At 70.7% G+C, this 15,506-nt stretch carries 11 protein-coding genes; 6 read left to right on the plus strand and 5 right to left on the minus strand.

What is annotated here, in order from left to right:
• The first annotated feature begins 450 nt into the window (after window positions 1-450).
• Both WMF24_RS14000 and WMF24_RS14005 read left to right on the plus strand, forming a co-directional pair.
• On the plus strand, window positions 451-1,728 hold the full coding sequence (locus tag WMF24_RS14000; protein ID WP_437736894.1) for an expansin EXLX1 family cellulose-binding protein: 1,278 nt from the start codon (window positions 451-453) through the stop codon (window positions 1,726-1,728).
• Between the two features lie 165 nt (window positions 1,729-1,893).
• Window positions 1,894-2,181: a hypothetical protein gene (locus WMF24_RS14005; RefSeq protein ID WP_437736895.1), complete on the plus strand. Its 288-nt coding sequence runs from the start codon at window positions 1,894-1,896 to the stop codon at window positions 2,179-2,181.
• A 317-nt stretch (window positions 2,182-2,498) separates the two neighbouring features.
• Here WMF24_RS14005 and WMF24_RS14010 read toward each other — a convergent pair whose 3' ends face one another.
• The 3 genes from WMF24_RS14010 to WMF24_RS14020 form a co-directional block, all read right to left on the minus strand.
• On the minus strand, window positions 2,499-3,992 hold the full coding sequence (locus WMF24_RS14010) for a hypothetical protein (RefSeq protein ID WP_437736896.1): 1,494 nt from the start codon (window positions 3,990-3,992) through the stop codon (window positions 2,499-2,501).
• Window positions 3,993-4,223: 231 nt separating this feature from the next.
• Window positions 4,224-5,456 carry a hypothetical protein gene (locus WMF24_RS14015; protein WP_437736897.1) on the minus strand — a complete coding sequence of 411 codons (1,233 nt, stop codon included), beginning with the start codon at window positions 5,454-5,456 and terminating at the stop codon, window positions 4,224-4,226.
• Window positions 5,457-5,633: 177 nt separating this feature from the next.
• Window positions 5,634-6,134 (minus strand): cellulase family glycosylhydrolase, encoded by a 501-nt coding sequence (locus WMF24_RS14020; protein ID WP_437736898.1) that lies wholly within the window; start codon window positions 6,132-6,134, stop codon window positions 5,634-5,636.
• Between the two features lie 157 nt (window positions 6,135-6,291).
• Between WMF24_RS14020 and WMF24_RS14025 the strand changes: the two genes are divergently transcribed.
• Window positions 6,292-6,681, plus strand: coding sequence for a VOC family protein (locus WMF24_RS14025; protein WP_437736899.1), 390 nt, complete (start codon window positions 6,292-6,294; stop codon window positions 6,679-6,681).
• A gap of 119 nt (window positions 6,682-6,800) precedes the next feature.
• Here WMF24_RS14025 and WMF24_RS14030 read toward each other — a convergent pair whose 3' ends face one another.
• Together WMF24_RS14030 and WMF24_RS14035 are read right to left on the minus strand one after the other, a co-directional pair.
• Window positions 6,801-8,426 carry an alpha-amylase family glycosyl hydrolase gene (locus WMF24_RS14030; protein WP_437736900.1) on the minus strand — a complete coding sequence of 542 codons (1,626 nt, stop codon included), beginning with the start codon at window positions 8,424-8,426 and terminating at the stop codon, window positions 6,801-6,803.
• Between the two features lie 177 nt (window positions 8,427-8,603).
• Complete coding sequence (locus WMF24_RS14035; RefSeq protein WP_437736901.1) at window positions 8,604-9,266, minus strand: glutathione S-transferase family protein; 663 nt, start codon at window positions 9,264-9,266, stop codon at window positions 8,604-8,606.
• Window positions 9,267-9,848: 582 nt separating this feature from the next.
• On the opposite strand from WMF24_RS14035, the gene WMF24_RS14040 reads away from it, so the two are divergent.
• The 3 genes from WMF24_RS14040 to WMF24_RS14050 all read left to right on the plus strand — a co-directional run bounded on the left by WMF24_RS14040 (window position 9,849) and on the right by WMF24_RS14050 (window position 15,407).
• Entirely contained in the window at window positions 9,849-11,765 is a 1,917-nt protein-coding gene (locus WMF24_RS14040) for a hypothetical protein (protein ID WP_437736902.1), read from the plus strand.
• A gap of 296 nt (window positions 11,766-12,061) precedes the next feature.
• Window positions 12,062-13,843, plus strand: a complete 1,782-nt coding sequence (locus WMF24_RS14045) for a hypothetical protein (RefSeq protein WP_437736903.1) — start codon at window positions 12,062-12,064, stop codon at window positions 13,841-13,843.
• 172 nt (window positions 13,844-14,015) lie between these two features.
• Window positions 14,016-15,407, plus strand: coding sequence for a serpin family protein (locus WMF24_RS14050; protein WP_437736904.1), 1,392 nt, complete (start codon window positions 14,016-14,018; stop codon window positions 15,405-15,407).
• Window positions 15,408-15,506: the final 99 nt, after the last annotated feature.

Raw genomic sequence — 15,506 nt, forward strand, 5'->3', positions numbered from 1 at the left:
GGCGGGGCGCCTCGCGGCGATCCGAATGCGGTGTGAACTCGCGATGATCCGGGGGCGGGGCGCCTCGCGACGATCCGAAAGCGGGGGCGAACTCGCGATGATCCGGGAGCGGGGCGCCTCGCGACGATCCCGTCTACCGGCCCGCGCGCGCCGCGAAAACAAGCTTGTTTCGCGCGAGACCACGTGTTCGAGGGGCGACGGTGGTGGCGTGGGCGCTCGTGGGGCTCGATGTAGGCAATGGGCGCCGGCGCAGGTGCGTTTGCCCGAGGTGAAATGTTCGACGTATCCGCGGGCGTTCTTCGTTCAGGAGGGATCATTCCAGAGATGTTGTCTCTCAAAATGATCTTCCGTGACTTCGAGTGATGGCGAGCTCTTCAATCTGCATTATTGAAGACGTCATCGGCTGCGCCCTCTCGGCGCGCCCACACTGTGGAGAATTTGATGCGATCCATGGCTTATCGATCCGCCGTCGTGCTACCTCTCTTTGGCCTGCTCGCCGCGTGCACCGCTCCGGTGCAGGGCGAGGACACCGCGGGCGACCTCACCAGCGCCGTGATCACGACCGACGGGCTCGGGGTCGCGGCGCTGACGAGGTCGGTCGACTGGGGCAGCGGCTACTGCGCCGAGGTGAGCGTCCCGAGCCAGGCCGGCTCGTCGCCGGCGCCGTGGACCGTGGTGATCGATCTGAGGCAGTCCACCGTGATCAGCCTCTGGCAGGCCGAGTACACCCAGAGCGGCTCGATCTTGACGGTGACCCCGCCGGCCAACCAGCTGCCGATCCCGAGCAGCTTCGGGTTCTGCGCGGGCGCGACCGGGGGCGACTACCAGCCGGTGCTCGTGTCGATGACCCAGAGCGGATCGACCGGCGCCGGCGGGACGGGCGGCTCCGGCGGGACGGGCGGCTCCGGCGGGACGGGCGGCTCCGGCGGGGCAGGGGGGAGCGGCGGGGGCGCGACGAGCGGCACCGGCAGCTCCGGGGGCCAGGGCACCACGACCACGAGCGGCGGCGGGAGCGGCGAAACCTGCTCGATCCCGCTGCCGAGCTACGAGGACGGCGACGGATCGGTGACGTGGTACACGCTCGGCCAGGGCTCCGGCGGGGTCGTGAACTGCAGCTTCCCCGTCCTCGGGACGAGCCCGGACAGGATCGCGCACGTGGCGACCGGCGGCGGGCGGTATTTCGCGGCCTTGAACACGGCGGACTACGACACGGCGGCCGCGTGCGGGGCGTGCGTCGAGGTGAGCCGCGACGACGGGCGCAAGGTGGTGGCGACGGTCGTCGATCAGTGCCCGTCGGCCGGCAACCCGAAGTGCACGCCCGGGCACATCGATCTGAGCCAGGAGGCATTCAAGCAGATCGGGTCGATCGAGGAGGGGTATCTCGGCACCGGCAACGGCGGGGCGAAGGGCAGGATCTCGTGGAAGTTCGTCCCCTGTCCGGTCGAGGGCGACCTCTCCATCTCGCTGAAGGAGCAGAACAGCTGGTGGAACGAGTTCCGCGTGCAGGGCCACCGCACCCCGATCGCGAAGCTCGCGGTCCAGATCAACGGGGCGTGGCGTGAGGCGACGCGGCAAACCTACAATTACTGGCGCGTCGGCGACGGCAGCATGCCGGCGGGGCCGTGGCGCGTGCGCGTGACCGACGTCCTCGGCGAGACGATCGAGACCACGGTCCAGGTGACCACGGCCGAGCAGTCCGCGTCAGACCAGTTCTCGACGTGCGAGTGATCCGGCCGAGCAGCGGATTCGTCAAGGACCTTCGTGAGCCGTCGATGCCGGTGCTCCGCGCTCGCGGGACGCCGGCGTGACGTGGTGTTCAATCATTGCCAGCGGCGTGAGTTGCGGTAAGCCAGGCCGGCGGGGAGGCGCTGTCTCCCCGCAGGAGATGGTGCCATGAAGCTCGTACACATCGTTCTTTCTTCGCTCATGCTCTCGCTCGGTATCGGCTGCATGGTGGCGGCCGACCCCGGCGGTGGGTCGGACCCTGCGGGCGAGTCGGCCACCGAGAGCGCCGCCGGCGAGGAGAGCGCCGGTGAGGGCAGCGACGCGATCAGGATCGGGGGCGGGAAGTGCGGTGACAACGTCTGTGGGCCAGGGACCTACTGCTGCAACTCGAGCTGCGGGATCTGCGCGCCCAAAGGCGGCGCGTGCACGCAGCAGTACTGCGAGCCGCTGAAGTAGGGGGAACCCCGGGGCCCCCTCGGCTGCGTCGGGGGGGCGCGGCCCGGGCTACTCCTCCGGACCGGGCAGCCACCACGAGCCCACGCTGATCTCGCCGTCGAACGGCGGCAGGGCGATGCGGTCCTCGTCTCGCGCGATCGCCGTGAGCGTCGGCCGGCCGCCGACGGTCTCGAAAATCTTGGCGTCTGATGGCGCCTTGGCGGTTCCATCATCCCGGCTGGGTGAGCGAATTCCCCCGCGACCCGCCGGCGAGACCGCTGGCGCCGGCTGCGCCGCCCCCACGGCCGGTACCAGCCGCGCCGCCGGCGCCAGCGGCGTCAGGTGCCGCCGCCTCCACCGCCGGTGCCAGCCGTGCCGCCGGCACCGCCCTCGCCGCCGGCACCGCCCGCGCTGCCGGTGCCCGCGGTGGCCGAGCCGCCCGCGCCGCCGTCGCCGCCGGTGCCCGCGGTGACCGTGCCGCCCGCGCCGCCGTCGCCGCCGGTGCCCGCGGTGACCGTGCCGCCAGCGCCGCCGTCGCCACCGGTGCCCGTGGTGGCCGTGCCGCCAGCGCCGCCGTCGCCGCCGGTGCCCGTGGTGGCCGTGCCACCAGCGCCGCCGTCGCCGCCGGTGCCCGTGGTGGCCGTGCCACCAGCGCCGCCGTCGCCGCCGGTGCCCGTGGTGGTCGTGGTGGTCGTACCGCTGGCGCCGCCCTCGCCGCCCGCTCCTCCTGCCCCGGAGTCGTCCAGCGGGTACGTCTCGTCGAGGCACAACCGGCCTTCCGTCGTCACGGTGCACACCTCCCCTCGTGCGCACTGCCTCTGGCCCCTCGGACACGGCGTCACGCCGAAGAGGCAGAATCCGTTCGTGTCGATCCCGACGTCCACGCAGGAGGCGTCCGGCAACGGGCAGTCGCTGTGACGCGTGCACGCCTCGGCGCAGGCGCCGATGTCGCCAGCGCCGGGGTCATCCGTGAGGCTGTACAGGCACAGCCCCCTCTCCAGCCCCCCGCAGTCGTCGTTGGCGATGTCGCCGCCGAGCGCGCAGAACCCGGCGCAGTAACTGGTCTCGCCCCCGAAACCGAGGCACCAGGACGCGCAGGGATCCTCGTCGTTCGGGCCGAGCTCGCACGGCGACCCGTCGGGGAGCCCTGTCGTCGGCTCGTCGACGCAGGTGTTCCACCGGGGGTCGCACACGCGGCCGCCTGTGCACTGGCTGTCCGAGCCGCAGCTCGGCAAGCAGATCGCGCCGCCCTCGATCTCATCGCAGCGCAGATCCTCGCGGCCCAGGCACTTCCCGGGATCGAGCTCCGTCACCAGGCTCTCGAGCGGCGGCTGTCCCATCGCGCAGCCGAGGAGGCACGCGCCGCCGATGCACACGCTGCCCTCGCCGGCACAGTCGCTGTCCACGTCGCACTCCGCCGTGCAGTACCCGCCCGGGGGGCCTCCGTTGAAGAACTCGGAGTACGACTCCGGGATGCACACGCCGGATGCGCCGCAGTCCGCGTCGGTCTCGCACCGGGCCGCGAGACGTAACACGCCGTCGGGGCCGCCTCCTGTGGCGTCGGAGCCGCCGTCGCCCGCAGCGCCGGCGCCGCCGTCGCCCGCAGCGCCGGAGCCGCCGTCGCCCGCAGCGCCGGAGCCGCCGTCGCCCGCAGCGCCGGAGCCGCCGTCGCCCGCAGCGCCGGAGCCGTCGCCGCCCGCGCCGGCGCTCCCGGAGACAGAGCCCGTCGAGCTGCCTCCGGGGTCGTCGCTCGGGTCGTCGGAGCAACCGAGGAACGCTGTCGAGAAGGTGAACGCGGCGAGCAAGGTCGCCGGAAATCGTCGAATGCTCATCGAAGTCTCTCCCGAGCCAGGAGCTCCGCCCACGTCGGGCGCGCGCTGTTCTCTGCAACGTATCGGAATCGGCGCCGCTCCAGGGGGGCAAGCGACCTCGACCTGATGAAGAGCCCGTCGGGCGCCCGCGCCAGCCGCCCGGGAGGGGCCCGGCCTCAGGGCTGCACGAGCTGCCCCGGGAACCCCGCGAAGGTCGGCCACCCGCGCGTGCCGCCCGGGAGGGGCCCGGCCTCAGGGCCGCACGAGCAGCCCCAGGAACCCCGCGAAGGTCGGCCGCCCCGCGGTGCCGAGCCGCTCACCGCCGAGCGTCACGACGGCGCGCGGCTCGGCGACGATCGCGTGCACGTCCAGCAGGAGCGCGGCGCGGTCGGTGAGGCGCAGCCCGGCGCCCGCGCCGAGGGTCGCGGCCACCGACCAGACCTCGCCGGTCGCGCTCCGCAGCGGGGGCAGGGGGTCGCCGCTGATGAACAGGTGAAAGCCGCCGACGCCCGCCGAGAGCACAGGGGACACCGCGCCGCCCGTCTCCGGGGCCCACACGGCCTCCAGGAACGCCATCTCCTGCCGGACCGACACCGTGCCGAGCGCGCCCTCCAGCGCCGGCGCCAGCGCCGGCCCCGCGAACGTCAGCCGCGCCGCGAGGCCCGCGGGCAGCACGCCGCCGGTGCCGCCCGCGCCGGTGCCGCCCGCGCCGGCGCCGTCCGCGCCGGCGCCGTCCGCGCCGGTGCCGCCGTCCGCGCCGGCGCCGCCGTCCGCGGCGCTGCCGCCGTCCGCGGCGGTGCCGTACGACAGCCGCAGCGCAGGCCCCAGCGCCGGACCGATGCCCCCCGCGCTCAGGAGCGCCACGAGCCCGGCCTCGACGCCGAGGCCCGCGAACATCCCGGGCCGCGCCGCCGCCGGGTCCGCCGCGGCCTGCCGCCGCACGGGCGCCATCCAGCGCCGCACGTCGTCGGGGACCGCGGCGCCGCCGCCGTCCGCCCCGCCGTCGGGCCGCGCGCGCGACGCGAGCAGGTTCGCCTCGAGGAGGCTCGCCTGCAGGAGCTCGACCGCGCGCACCGCCATCACCGAGGGCGCCGCCGCGCCGGCCACCTCCACCGTGCGCACCACCGTCTTCTGCGTCACCCGGTCGACGATCCAGAGGTCCGCCGCGGCGCCCGCCCGGGAGCGGAAGATCGCCGCGGCCGCGAACGCGCCCTCGTCCTGCGCGGCCCGCTCCAGCGCGGCGCGCACGTCGCCCCCGCCTGCCCGCGGTACGACGACCACCTCGAACCCCGCCGCGCCGAGCTCGGCCTTGAGCCGCGTGGCCGCCTCGCGGACGAGCGGGTCGTCCGCGTCGGCCTCGACGATGGCGACCCGCGAGGCAGCCGCCGGGGCCTCCCGCGGGGGCGCAGGGGGCGCGGCCGCGGCCCGCGCCGGGGCGAGCGCGGGCGCGAGCAGAAAGCAGGTCAGAAGGGCGAAGGAGCGCACGCGCCAGGGCTTTATCAGATCGCGGGCGCGGGCGGAGGGCTCGGGACGGGCGCAGGAGGCCGGGCCACCCGGCGACAGCGGAGATCGCCCATGCGCCGGTGACCTCGGCGCGTCGTCGGCAGCGCGTGGAGAGAGGCTGGTTTGCCCTTTCGGCGAGCTGGACCATCGGGATCCCGCTCAGGTCATGTGCCATGACGACCGATCGCAGCTCTGGATCGATCTCGCCGAGAGCGTGGAGGACACTGAGGGTCGACGGCGTCCATGACGGTCTGCCACGGCGCCGAGAACGAGCCGTCGGTGTGCTTGAGTGACGCCGAACTCGCCGAGGATGACCGGGATGCTCCGCTGCGCGCTGAACGCCCCCAGCTTGTCGAACAGGCGCTCCAGCTCCGCCTTCTCGGCGTCCGTGCCCCACGTCGTCTTGGGAGAGCCCCAGGACTCCACCTTGTCGAGGCCGCAGAACGTGTAGGGCGTGTAGTCGTGGATCGACAGGAAGAGGCTCTTCGCGCCGGCCGGATCGGTCGGCACCTTGAAATCGCTCACACAGGTCCTGTCGATGTCCGTCACGAAGCCGGCGATGAGCAGGGCGCGGCTCGCGTTGTAGCCGCCCTGCTCGCGCACGGTGGTGACGAAGATCTGGTTCATCTCGTTCAGGGCGTCGTAGTCCGGCGTCCCCATGGCGCTGGACAGCTCTGGGCCTTGCCGTGCCGAGCCGATGTATGAGACTTTCCGCGTGAGAGGCGACGATGGCGACGAGCTGGACAGACCTGGCCCGGCGGCCTCGGTTGGCGTCGCGGTGGCAGCTCGGCAGGTCGTTGCGCCGCAGGAGGAACCGATGAAGCGAACATGGACAATCCTTGGTGTCGCCGATGTTGCTCGCAGCTTCCGATGGTATCAGTCGCTGTTCGGGCAACGGGAGACGCCTCCCGCCCACGATCACTTCGGGCAGATCCTGGACGAGGACGGGACGGTCTTGCTCTGCCTCCACCAGTGGGAGGCCCACGGACATCCGCCCTTGATCAGCCCCGACCACGCTCAGCCGGGCAATGGGCTGCTCTTGTTCTTCCGCGTGGATGACTTCGACGAGACGCTGCTTCGGGCCCGCGCCCTCGTCTCCGGGCTGGAGGAGGAGCCGCACGTGAACCCGAGCACCGGCACCCGAGAGTTCGCGCTCCGCGACCCTGATGGGTATTACGTCATGGTGAGCGCGCTCGCTGCGGGCTGACAGCTCAAATTCGCAAAAAAAATCAAATTCATGCATTTTTGCGTCTTTGCGCCTTTGCGTTGAGATCTCTCTCCGCCCGCGAGCGAGGCAGAGCCCTCGCAGGACTTCCGACCCGAGGGCTATCGCAGCGTCACGACACACCCCTCGGCCGGGCGGAGCTCGATGCCGCCCTCTCCGAGCTCCCCCTCGCGGTCGAGGTGCGTGGACACGAGCAGCTCGCCGAGGCGCACCCCGGGCAAGCGCACCGTGCACCCGCCGTTCGAGAAATTGAGCGCGACGAGCAAGCGCTCGCCGCCGGCTTCCCGGATGAACACGTAACACGTCTCCGGGATACCCGGGTGATTCACCGACGCATACGCGCCGGCGAAGAGCGCCTCCCGCGCCCGCCGCAGCGCGAGCAGCCGCCGCGTCAGGGTCAGCATCGATCGCGGGTCGTCGCGCTGCGCCGCCACGTTGATCCGGTCCACGTCCCCGCCGACAGGCAGCCATGGGACGGCGTCCGGGCGGCAGAAGCCCGCGTTCGGGCCGGCGTCCCACCGCATCGGCGTGCGCTCCGGGTCGCGCCCGAGGCCGAGGCCCTGGACGTTCTTGCCCCACGGGTCCCGGGCCTGATCCGGCGGCACGGGCACGTCCTGCATGCCGAGCTCGTCGCCGTAATAGAGTGTCGGCGTGCCGCGCAGGGTCAAGAGCAGCATCATCGCGACCCGCGCCTGGTCCTGGCCGATGCGCGACGCGATGCGCGGCTCGTCGTGATTGCCGAGGACGTAGTTCGGCCAGGCGCCGGGCGGCAGCGCCGCCTCGTAGGCATCGACGGCGGCGCGCACCGCGCGCGCCTGCCACGCCGTGCTCAGCAGCCCGAAATTGAAGGGGAGGTGCAGCTCGTCGAGCGCCTCGCCGTAGTAGGTGCAGAGGCGCCGGGGATCGTAGATATGCGCCTCGCCGATCGCGACCCGCTCGCGCCCCTCGGCGCTGGCGCCGTCCAGGACCCGGCGTATGTCGCGGAGCACGCCGTGAAGATCAGGGTGCGCCACGTCGTGCACGTGGAGCTGGAGGTCGTAGGCGCCCAGCCCTCTGTGGAACGCGGCGCTCGCCGCGGCGTTCGGCGGGTTGTCGCGGAGCTCGGGGTCTTTCATGACGAAGTGGAAGGCGTCGATGCGGAAGCCGTCGACGCCGCGCGCCAGCCAGAAGCGCAGGACGTCGAGCATCGCCGCGCGCACCGCGGGGTTTCGCCAGTCGAGATCCGGCTGCTCCTTGAGGAACGTGTGCAGGTAATACTGGCCCGTCGCCTCGTCGAGCTCCCAGGCCGGTCCGCCGAAGATGCTGAGCCAGTTGTTCGGCGGCGAGCCATCCGGCTTCGGGTCCCTCCACACATAGAAGTCGCGCCGGGGAGCCTCCCGCGACGCGCGCGCCCCGACGAACCAGGGGTGCTGATCCGAGGTGTGGTTGGGCACGTAGTCGACGATGACCTTGAGCCCGCGCGCGTGGGCCTCCCGCACGAGCCGGTCGAAGTCGGCGAGGGTGCCAAAGAGCGGATCGACATCGCAGTAGTCCGAGACGTCGTAGCCGAAATCGGCCATGGGCGATCGGAAGAACGGCGAGAGCCACACAGCGCCGACGCCCAGCACGTCGGCGAGGTAGTCGAGCTTTTCAAGGATGCCCGGGAGGTCGCCCACCCCGTCGCCGCTGCTGTCGCGGAAGCTGCGGGGGTAAACCTGGTACACGACGTCATGTCTCCACCATGCCATGACGCAGAGCTTACCAGAGATCCTGGCGGAGCTCTTCCGCCGAGGCGCGCCGGAGAGAAACACGCCCGCGGGGCACTTTACCGGGCAGTCATCCGGTGCGCCCGTGCCGGGCTGGCCGCTCGTCGCGTCCTCGGAGCGCCGCGCGGCGCGCGGCGCGCTTCGGCGCCGGCGGGGCGCTCAGCGCGCGCTTCCGCGGGGAATGCCGAGGCGGTCTTCGTAGGCGTCCAGGACCTTCACGAACGCAGGCCGCTCTTCGCAGCGACGGCGGTAGCTCTCGACGTTCGGGTACCTGGCGAGGATCTCCGTCTTGCGAAGCTCGCGCAGCACGCACGTGAGGGTGATGTCGGCGACCGTGAAGTCAGCCCCCGTGATGAACGGTTGAGCCTGCAGCATCCGGTCGATCGTCGGCAGGAAGCGATCGAGTATCTCGACATGCCAGGGGCGCAGGGCCTGCAAATGCGGATTCGAGTCGCCCTGGAGATCGGCGAACAGGATCGGCAGCGAGAAAGGCTCGATGTTGTTCAAGGACGTGATCATCCAGCGATAGACCTGCGCGCGCGCCTTCAGATCGGAAGGGATCAACTTCCCGGATTTCTCCGCGAGATAAAGCAGGATCGCGCCCGACTCCGTCAGGACATACCCGTCGTCGTCGATCGTCGGTACTTGCTTGAATGGCGATACCGTTCCGAACTCGACTTCATCCTGAAGACCGTTCGGCCCGCAATCGAGCCCGACAGCCTCGTAGGGGATCCCACACTCTTCCAGCGCCCACATCGCACGAAGGTCGCGCGTGTAGCCCCAGAGAAACGGCGGCAACGATTTGAAGACGTACACTTTCATGAAGCTGACCTCATCCCATGATCGGGTGAACGCGCTGGTTCCGAAATAGCACGGGGTGAGTTGAAGTTGAAACTCTTCATGGCCTGTCGCCGAGTGCTGGAGGAGACGGCTCGCTGTCGACACGCGCTCAGGGCGCCCCGTTGGGCCACACCGGAGCCACCCGCGGCGGCGCAACAGGTGAGACCTATCGCAACCGCGTCTCGTACAGCTGTGCTGTAACCGTCAGGGCCCGCGGGGAAGCGTCGCCCGGCGGAGGCGGTGATGGATGGTCCGCAAGAGCGCGCCGCGCGCCCGCGGGACAATGCGGCCCCGGCAGCAGAACGCGCCCGGAGGCTCTGGTGCGAGAGTAAATGTCGCGTCTCGATGGATAGAAAACTACGCGACGACACCCTTCCAGGTGTCCAGGCCGGCGAGTCGAGGACACCACGGCAAATCATCTGAAGGCTCGCGCCCCCTGGCGGCATCAATCCCGGTGTGCGGCCCACACCCGGGCGGTCGTCGTTTATCAGGGTTTGAATATTTCATCCGCAGCGTCGCTGCGTCCACTGGCGGTACCACCCCTTCGCAATGGTTGAATGCTCTATGAACCAAGCGCGCCTGATCACCCTTGCGGCCCTGCTCTTGCCTGGACTCGCGCTGAGCGGGGCATGCTCCAGTGAGCCGTCCGATAGCCCGAAGGAATCCATCCTGGATCCCGACGAGACGCCCGCCGACGATGGCGACGAGGCGCCCGCCGACGATGGCGATGAGGCGCCCGCCGACGATGGCGACGAGACGCCCGTCGACGATGGCGACGAGACGCCCGCCGACACGCCGCCGGGCTGGCAGATGTTCACCTGCAACGCCTCGAAGTCGCCCATGTTCCAGAGCCGCGACGTGTTGAACATGCGGATCTCTGCCGATTTCACGAAGCTGAACAGCGCGCCCACAAAGGAGGAATCGGGCTCGCAGGCCGTGATCGAGCTGAGCGACCAGAGCGGCGCGGCGCCGATCACCGCGAACATCATCGCCCGGGGAGTCTCGCGCTTCAAGTGCGGCTCTCGCCCGTTCTCGCTCAAGTTCGGGGAGAAGCAGAAGGATAACATCTTCGCGCACCTCGGGAAGTCGGTGAAGTTCGTCACGCATTGCGGGGACAGGGAGGGCTTGTCTCCCACGCTCAAGGCGGACTCCATCGAGACCTACGAGCAGCGCCTGCTGATGGAGGACACCGTGTACCAGGTGCTCGATCAGCTGCAGGTGCCCTCGCTCAAGACGCGGCTCGTTCGGCTCACCTACCACGACGCGCCGACGGGCGAGGAGGAGACGCACCTCGCGTTCGTGCGCGAGCCCGAGGACGAGATGGCCGAGCGCTGCGGCATGGTGGAATGGGAAGACCTGTCCGGGGTCGATGCCTCGCAGCTCGAGGTGGACCAGGTCGGTCTGTTGCTGTTGAACCTCCTGCACGACTTCGTGATTCAGTACGACGGGATCGACGGCAAGAACCTGGTCTCCATGGTCGACGTCGATCGGAAGGCGATATTTTACGCTCCTTACGACTTCGACCTGGTCGGCGTGTCCCGGCCAGATTACGTGGCCAACAAGGGGCGCACGCTCGAACAGAACCGAGACGCGTTCGCGGACTGGCTGCGGCGCAACCAGAGCCCCGCGCTGTTCGACCACATCGATAGGATATTGGCGCGCGCCGACCAGATGCAACGCGCCGTCGATCAGTCGAGCATGAACGAGGACAACCGTGCGGTCTTCTCCCGCTGGCTCTCGCTTTACCTGGGTCTCCTCCAGGATTTCCGCGCGTGCGAGGGGCACACGGACGACCCGTCGCGGCCCCTGTGCCACGTGGAAGACGACCACGGCAACCGCCCCGATTCGGCCAGCGCGGTCGATCCCGGCGAATGGAGCGCGCGCATCGAGCCGCCCGGCGACGTGGACATGTTCGCCGTCGATCTGCAGGCGGACACGCTTTACTCCCTCACCGGCCGCGTGCCCCTCGAGCTCCTCGATGCCCAGCAGAACCTCGTGGCATCGGCCTCGGGGCGGACCGTCTCGTTCAGGCCGAGCCAGACGGGCACGTACTACCTCCTGGCCTCGCTGGGGGAACAGCTGGTCTCGTCGCCGCTGCACGCGAGCCCCGAGCAGATCGATCGTTACATCTCCCTCTACACGGACGATCACGGGGCGTCCCTGGAGACGGCGACCACGCTGGAGCCCGGCGAGGCCGTCGAGGGGAAGTGGGAGCTGGCCAGGGGAGAGGACGAGGACTGGTTCTTGTTGACCGCAGGCGAAGCGACCAACCTCCACATCGAGCTGCGGGACACGGACACTGGCCTCGTCGAAGTGAGCCGGCTCGGTGCCCCGGCCGAAGAGCTCCCCCTCGAGGAGTATCTTCTGGAAGGTGACAATGACGTGTCGTGGCTCTTCGAGCAGCCTGGCCAGTACGTCGTCCGGGTCATCCAGATGCTCGGCCTCCGAGCCCATGGCTCCTACACGGTGACGCTTCAATAGCCCCGAGCTCCTGTCGCAGGCACGCCGGAGCCCACGCCGGCGCAGGTCGCGGCAGGGGGGCGGCCGGAGGCGCCAGCCCCGGCGCGCTCGATCCGTCACACCGGGGCTCGCCGCCGCCGCAGCCCAACGACACTGCACAAGTGCCAGGGGAGCAGAAGTCGACGCGTTGTTGCACGCTCCTGCTGCACCGAGTTGCCATCTCCAGTCTCGGCGCTCGGGGCGAAATGCATTAGGGTCGATCGGCAGGTCGACGTGCGGAACGGCGCCGAGCTCGGGCGCCGGGTGGGAGCAGCGCGATGCGCGAGATCGATTTCTACAAGCTTCCGCGTCCCATTCAGGACGGCCTGATCGAGGCGTTCCGCGGGCGGTTCGCGCCGGCGCCGATCGTCCGTCGCTACGGGACCCGGCGCACCATCGTGGTCTGGCTCGCGGTCAGCGCCGCGGCGGGCCTCCTGCTGGCGGCGCTCTGCGCGGCCGGCTTCGGCGACGTGAGCAGCGCCCTCGCGCTCCACCCGAGGGCGGCGGCCGCCGCGTACGCGCTGCTCGCCGCGATCACCGCCATCGGCGTGCTCCAGGCGCTCGCCTACAACGCCTACCTCATCTCGCTGCCGTTCGCGCCCGGCCTGTTCGTCTTCCCCGCGAACCTGATCGACGCGCGCGGCCACAAGCTCCGGGTCTTCTCGCTCGCGGAGCTCTCGCACGTCTCGGCGAACCGTCGGGGCGCCGTGGTCCTCACGTTCGGCGGCACGCGGCACGCGTTCCCCCTCGAGGACCCGTCGCGCTCGGGCGACGTGATCCGGGAGATCGAAGCGGCGTCGAGCCGCATGAAGGCGAAGCCCGACCCCGCGGAGCTGCGCCGTCTCGATCCGCTCGAGCCGCCTGCCATCGAGAGCCCGTTCGCGTCGCCGATCCCGCTCTCGCGCGAGGTCCCGGGGTGGCAACGCCATGGATGGCTCTTCGCGGCCGCGGTCGGCGTGGCCCTCGGCCTGGGGCTCTTCTTCCTCCGCAACCGGATGAGCGACGCTCGGATGTACGCCGCGGCGCGGGCGCGCGACGACGTGGCCGCGTACCGGAGCTACATCGCGCGCGGCCGCGGCCACGGGAACGTCGTCTCGCTGGTGCTGCTGCCGCGGGCCGAGCTGCGCCTCGCGGTGGCGAAGGGCTCGGTGGAGGCGATCGACGACTTCATCCGCGCCTACCCCAGGACGGGCATCCAGGCCGAGGTGGCCGCGGCCCGCCGCGCCGCGCTCGCCGCGGAGCTCGAGCGGGCGCGGGAGGCGGGCACGCTCGCGGCGCTGCTGGCCTTCGCGGAGCGCTACCCGAAGCACGGCCTGGACAAGGCGTATGGCGACGCGAGGCACGCGCTCTATGTGCGCGCGCTCGATCGGTACAAGCGCGAGATGCCCGAAGGGAGCGAGCAGAACGCGGAGCTCGTGCGGCGGCTCCTCGACTACGCGGAGCGCGTGGGGCCCAGGAGCACGCCGCAGGGCCTCCGCGGCCCGGCCGTGCAGGTCCGCTTCCGGCGGCTTCCGTCGCAGGACCTGAAGCGCGCCGACGATCTCGTGATGAAGAGCCCGATGTTCCGCGGCGTCACGTCCCTGCCGACGCGCTACGTGGATGCGACGCGCCTCGATCCCCAGGAGAAGCGGACCGCGTCGGCGCTGGTGGAGGGGCTCGCGCGGGGGTTCGAGCCGGAGATCGTGACCTTCGAGCCGGGGCCGCCCTTCGAGGGGCCCGTCGAGGAGCAGCTCACCGTGACCTCCCCGTCCCTCGTGGTGAGCTATCGCGTCGAGTCGTCCGGGAGCGCCTATGGCAGCAAGAAGCCGCAGATCATCATCATGGGGCTCAAGCTCTTCTTCAAGGCGGAGTTCATCTTGCCCGGAGACGCGGCGCCGCTGCTCGCGAGCTACAAGATCGCGCCGCGGGTCCCGGTCGAGCTGATCCAGCAGCAGGCCGCCACCTCGCCCCCTGGGACCCTCGAGGCCATCGTGTACGAGGGCATGATGCGCGAGGCCTTCATCGACCTCGGGGAGCGCTACCTCTCCACGTGGTTCCGGAAGCGCGACGAGCCCCGGTGAGGGTGGACGGGCTCCTGGCGAGGCGTCGACGTTGCGCTGCGGTACACCGTGGCACAATCTGTGTCTGACTCCCCGGCTGCGCGTGGCACACCGCGCAGGGCAAATACATCGTTTTTCAACGGGATTCCCGCGCAGCGTCCCTCGGGCGCGCAGCTTGCTCTGGCCCGGCGTCATGCGAACGACGATTGGCTTGCTCGCCATGTGCGTGGCCGTTCTGGTCGGGTGCGGCTCGGACCGCGGCGGCGGCGCGGGAGAAGGTGGGTCGGACCGCGGCGGCGGCGCGGGAGGGGGCGGCTCGGACGGCGGCGGCGCGGGAGGCGGCGGCTCGACCGCAGGCTGGGTCGAGTGCTTCGAGCCGAAGCCTGGCTGCGTTGTGCCCTCCGAGGCCACGCGGGTCGAGAACCCGGACGTCCCGGCGGAGGATCTGGCGTCGCTCTCGCGCAGCAACGCGAGCTTCGCGCTCGAGCTCGGGCGCGCGCTCCAGAGCTCGGACGGTAACCTCGTCTATTCGCCCTTCAGCATCTCGACGGCGCTCGCGATGACCTACGCGGGGGCGCGGACCACGACGGAGCAGGCGATGGCCGAGGCGATGCGGTTCGAGCTGCCGCAGGCGCGGCTGCATCCGGCGTTCAACGCGGTGGACCTCGAGCTCCGGAAGCGGGCCAGCGACTCCAGCGGAACGGAGGGAGGCGGCTTCCGGCTCCACACGGTCAACGCGATCTGGTCGCAGGGGGCCGGGATCGAGGCGCCGTTCTTGAAGGTGCTCGGCGAGCACTACGGGGCGCACGTGCGGCTCGCGAACTTCGACTCCGCGGAGGAGGGGGCGGACCTCATCAACAGGTGGGTGAGCCATCACACGGAGGGCAAGATCCCGGATCTGCTCCCCAGCGCGCCCATGGACGGGACGCGGTACGTGCTCGTCAATGCGATCTACTTCGATGCCGCGTGGCGCACGCCGTTCGACGAGGACGCGACGAAGCCCGGGACGTTCCGGCGCGGCGACACAACGAGCGTCACCGCGCCGATGATGCGCGGCGTGCAGGAGACGCGCTACGGCGCCGGCGACGGCTGGGAAGCCGTGGAGATCCCTTACGCGGGCACCCCCGTCTCGATGTTCCTGGTGTTGCCTGCCGAGGGGACCGCCGACGCATTCATGGAGTCGCTCGACGGCGCGGCGCTCGAGGAGATCATCGCCTCGATGCAGCAGCGATCTGTCGACATCACCATGCCGAAGTTCTCGTTCAGGTCGTCCCCCGATCTCGAGCCGCCGCTCAGCAAGCTCGGCATGGGGATCGCGTTCACGCCCGGCGCCGATTTCTCGGGGATCACCGGGGGCCTGGGGATCTACATCCAGGCCGTCATCCACCAGGCTTTCATCGACGTCGACGAGGAGGGGACGGAGGCGGCGGCGGCGACGGCGGTCGTCCTCGCCTCGTCGGGTGTGGGCGGGTTCCACGATCCCGCGGCGATCGTCCTGGACCGGCCGTTCTTCTTCTTCATCAGCGATGTGCCGACGGGGACGCTCCTCTTCGCGGGGCGCGTCAACGACCCGACGGCGCGCTGAGCGCCCTGGGCCCTCGGGGCGGGCGACGAGTCGCTAGTACCTCGTCGCCCAAGTCCTCCCGGGTTCCGTGATGGAGAAGAATTTGAACCACAGAGGCAC

Origin of the sequence: Sorangium sp. So ce1335, assembly GCF_051521615.1 — a bacterium.
Taxonomy (GTDB): domain Bacteria; phylum Myxococcota_A; class Polyangia; order Polyangiales; family Polyangiaceae; genus Sorangium.

What these genes read in the sequence shown, in the direction of transcription:
- WMF24_RS14000 (WP_437736894.1), top strand. Translation starts at nt 451, where the DNA reads ATGGCTTATCGATCCGCCGTCGTGCTACCTCTCTTTGGCCTGCTCGCC.
- WMF24_RS14005 (WP_437736895.1), top strand. Translation starts at nt 1,894, where the DNA reads ATGAAGCTCGTACACATCGTTCTTTCTTCGCTCATGCTCTCGCTCGGT.
- WMF24_RS14010 (WP_437736896.1), bottom strand. Translation starts at nt 3,992, where the DNA reads ATGAGCATTCGACGATTTCCGGCGACCTTGCTCGCCGCGTTCACCTTC.
- WMF24_RS14020 (WP_437736898.1), bottom strand. Translation starts at nt 6,134, where the DNA reads ATGGGGACGCCGGACTACGACGCCCTGAACGAGATGAACCAGATCTTC.
- WMF24_RS14025 (WP_437736899.1), top strand. Translation starts at nt 6,292, where the DNA reads ATGAAGCGAACATGGACAATCCTTGGTGTCGCCGATGTTGCTCGCAGC.
- WMF24_RS14030 (WP_437736900.1), bottom strand. Translation starts at nt 8,426, where the DNA reads ATGGCATGGTGGAGACATGACGTCGTGTACCAGGTTTACCCCCGCAGC.
- WMF24_RS14035 (WP_437736901.1), bottom strand. Translation starts at nt 9,266, where the DNA reads ATGAAAGTGTACGTCTTCAAATCGTTGCCGCCGTTTCTCTGGGGCTAC.
- WMF24_RS14040 (WP_437736902.1), top strand. Translation starts at nt 9,849, where the DNA reads ATGAACCAAGCGCGCCTGATCACCCTTGCGGCCCTGCTCTTGCCTGGA.
- WMF24_RS14045 (WP_437736903.1), top strand. Translation starts at nt 12,062, where the DNA reads ATGCGCGAGATCGATTTCTACAAGCTTCCGCGTCCCATTCAGGACGGC.
- WMF24_RS14050 (WP_437736904.1), top strand. Translation starts at nt 14,016, where the DNA reads ATGCGAACGACGATTGGCTTGCTCGCCATGTGCGTGGCCGTTCTGGTC.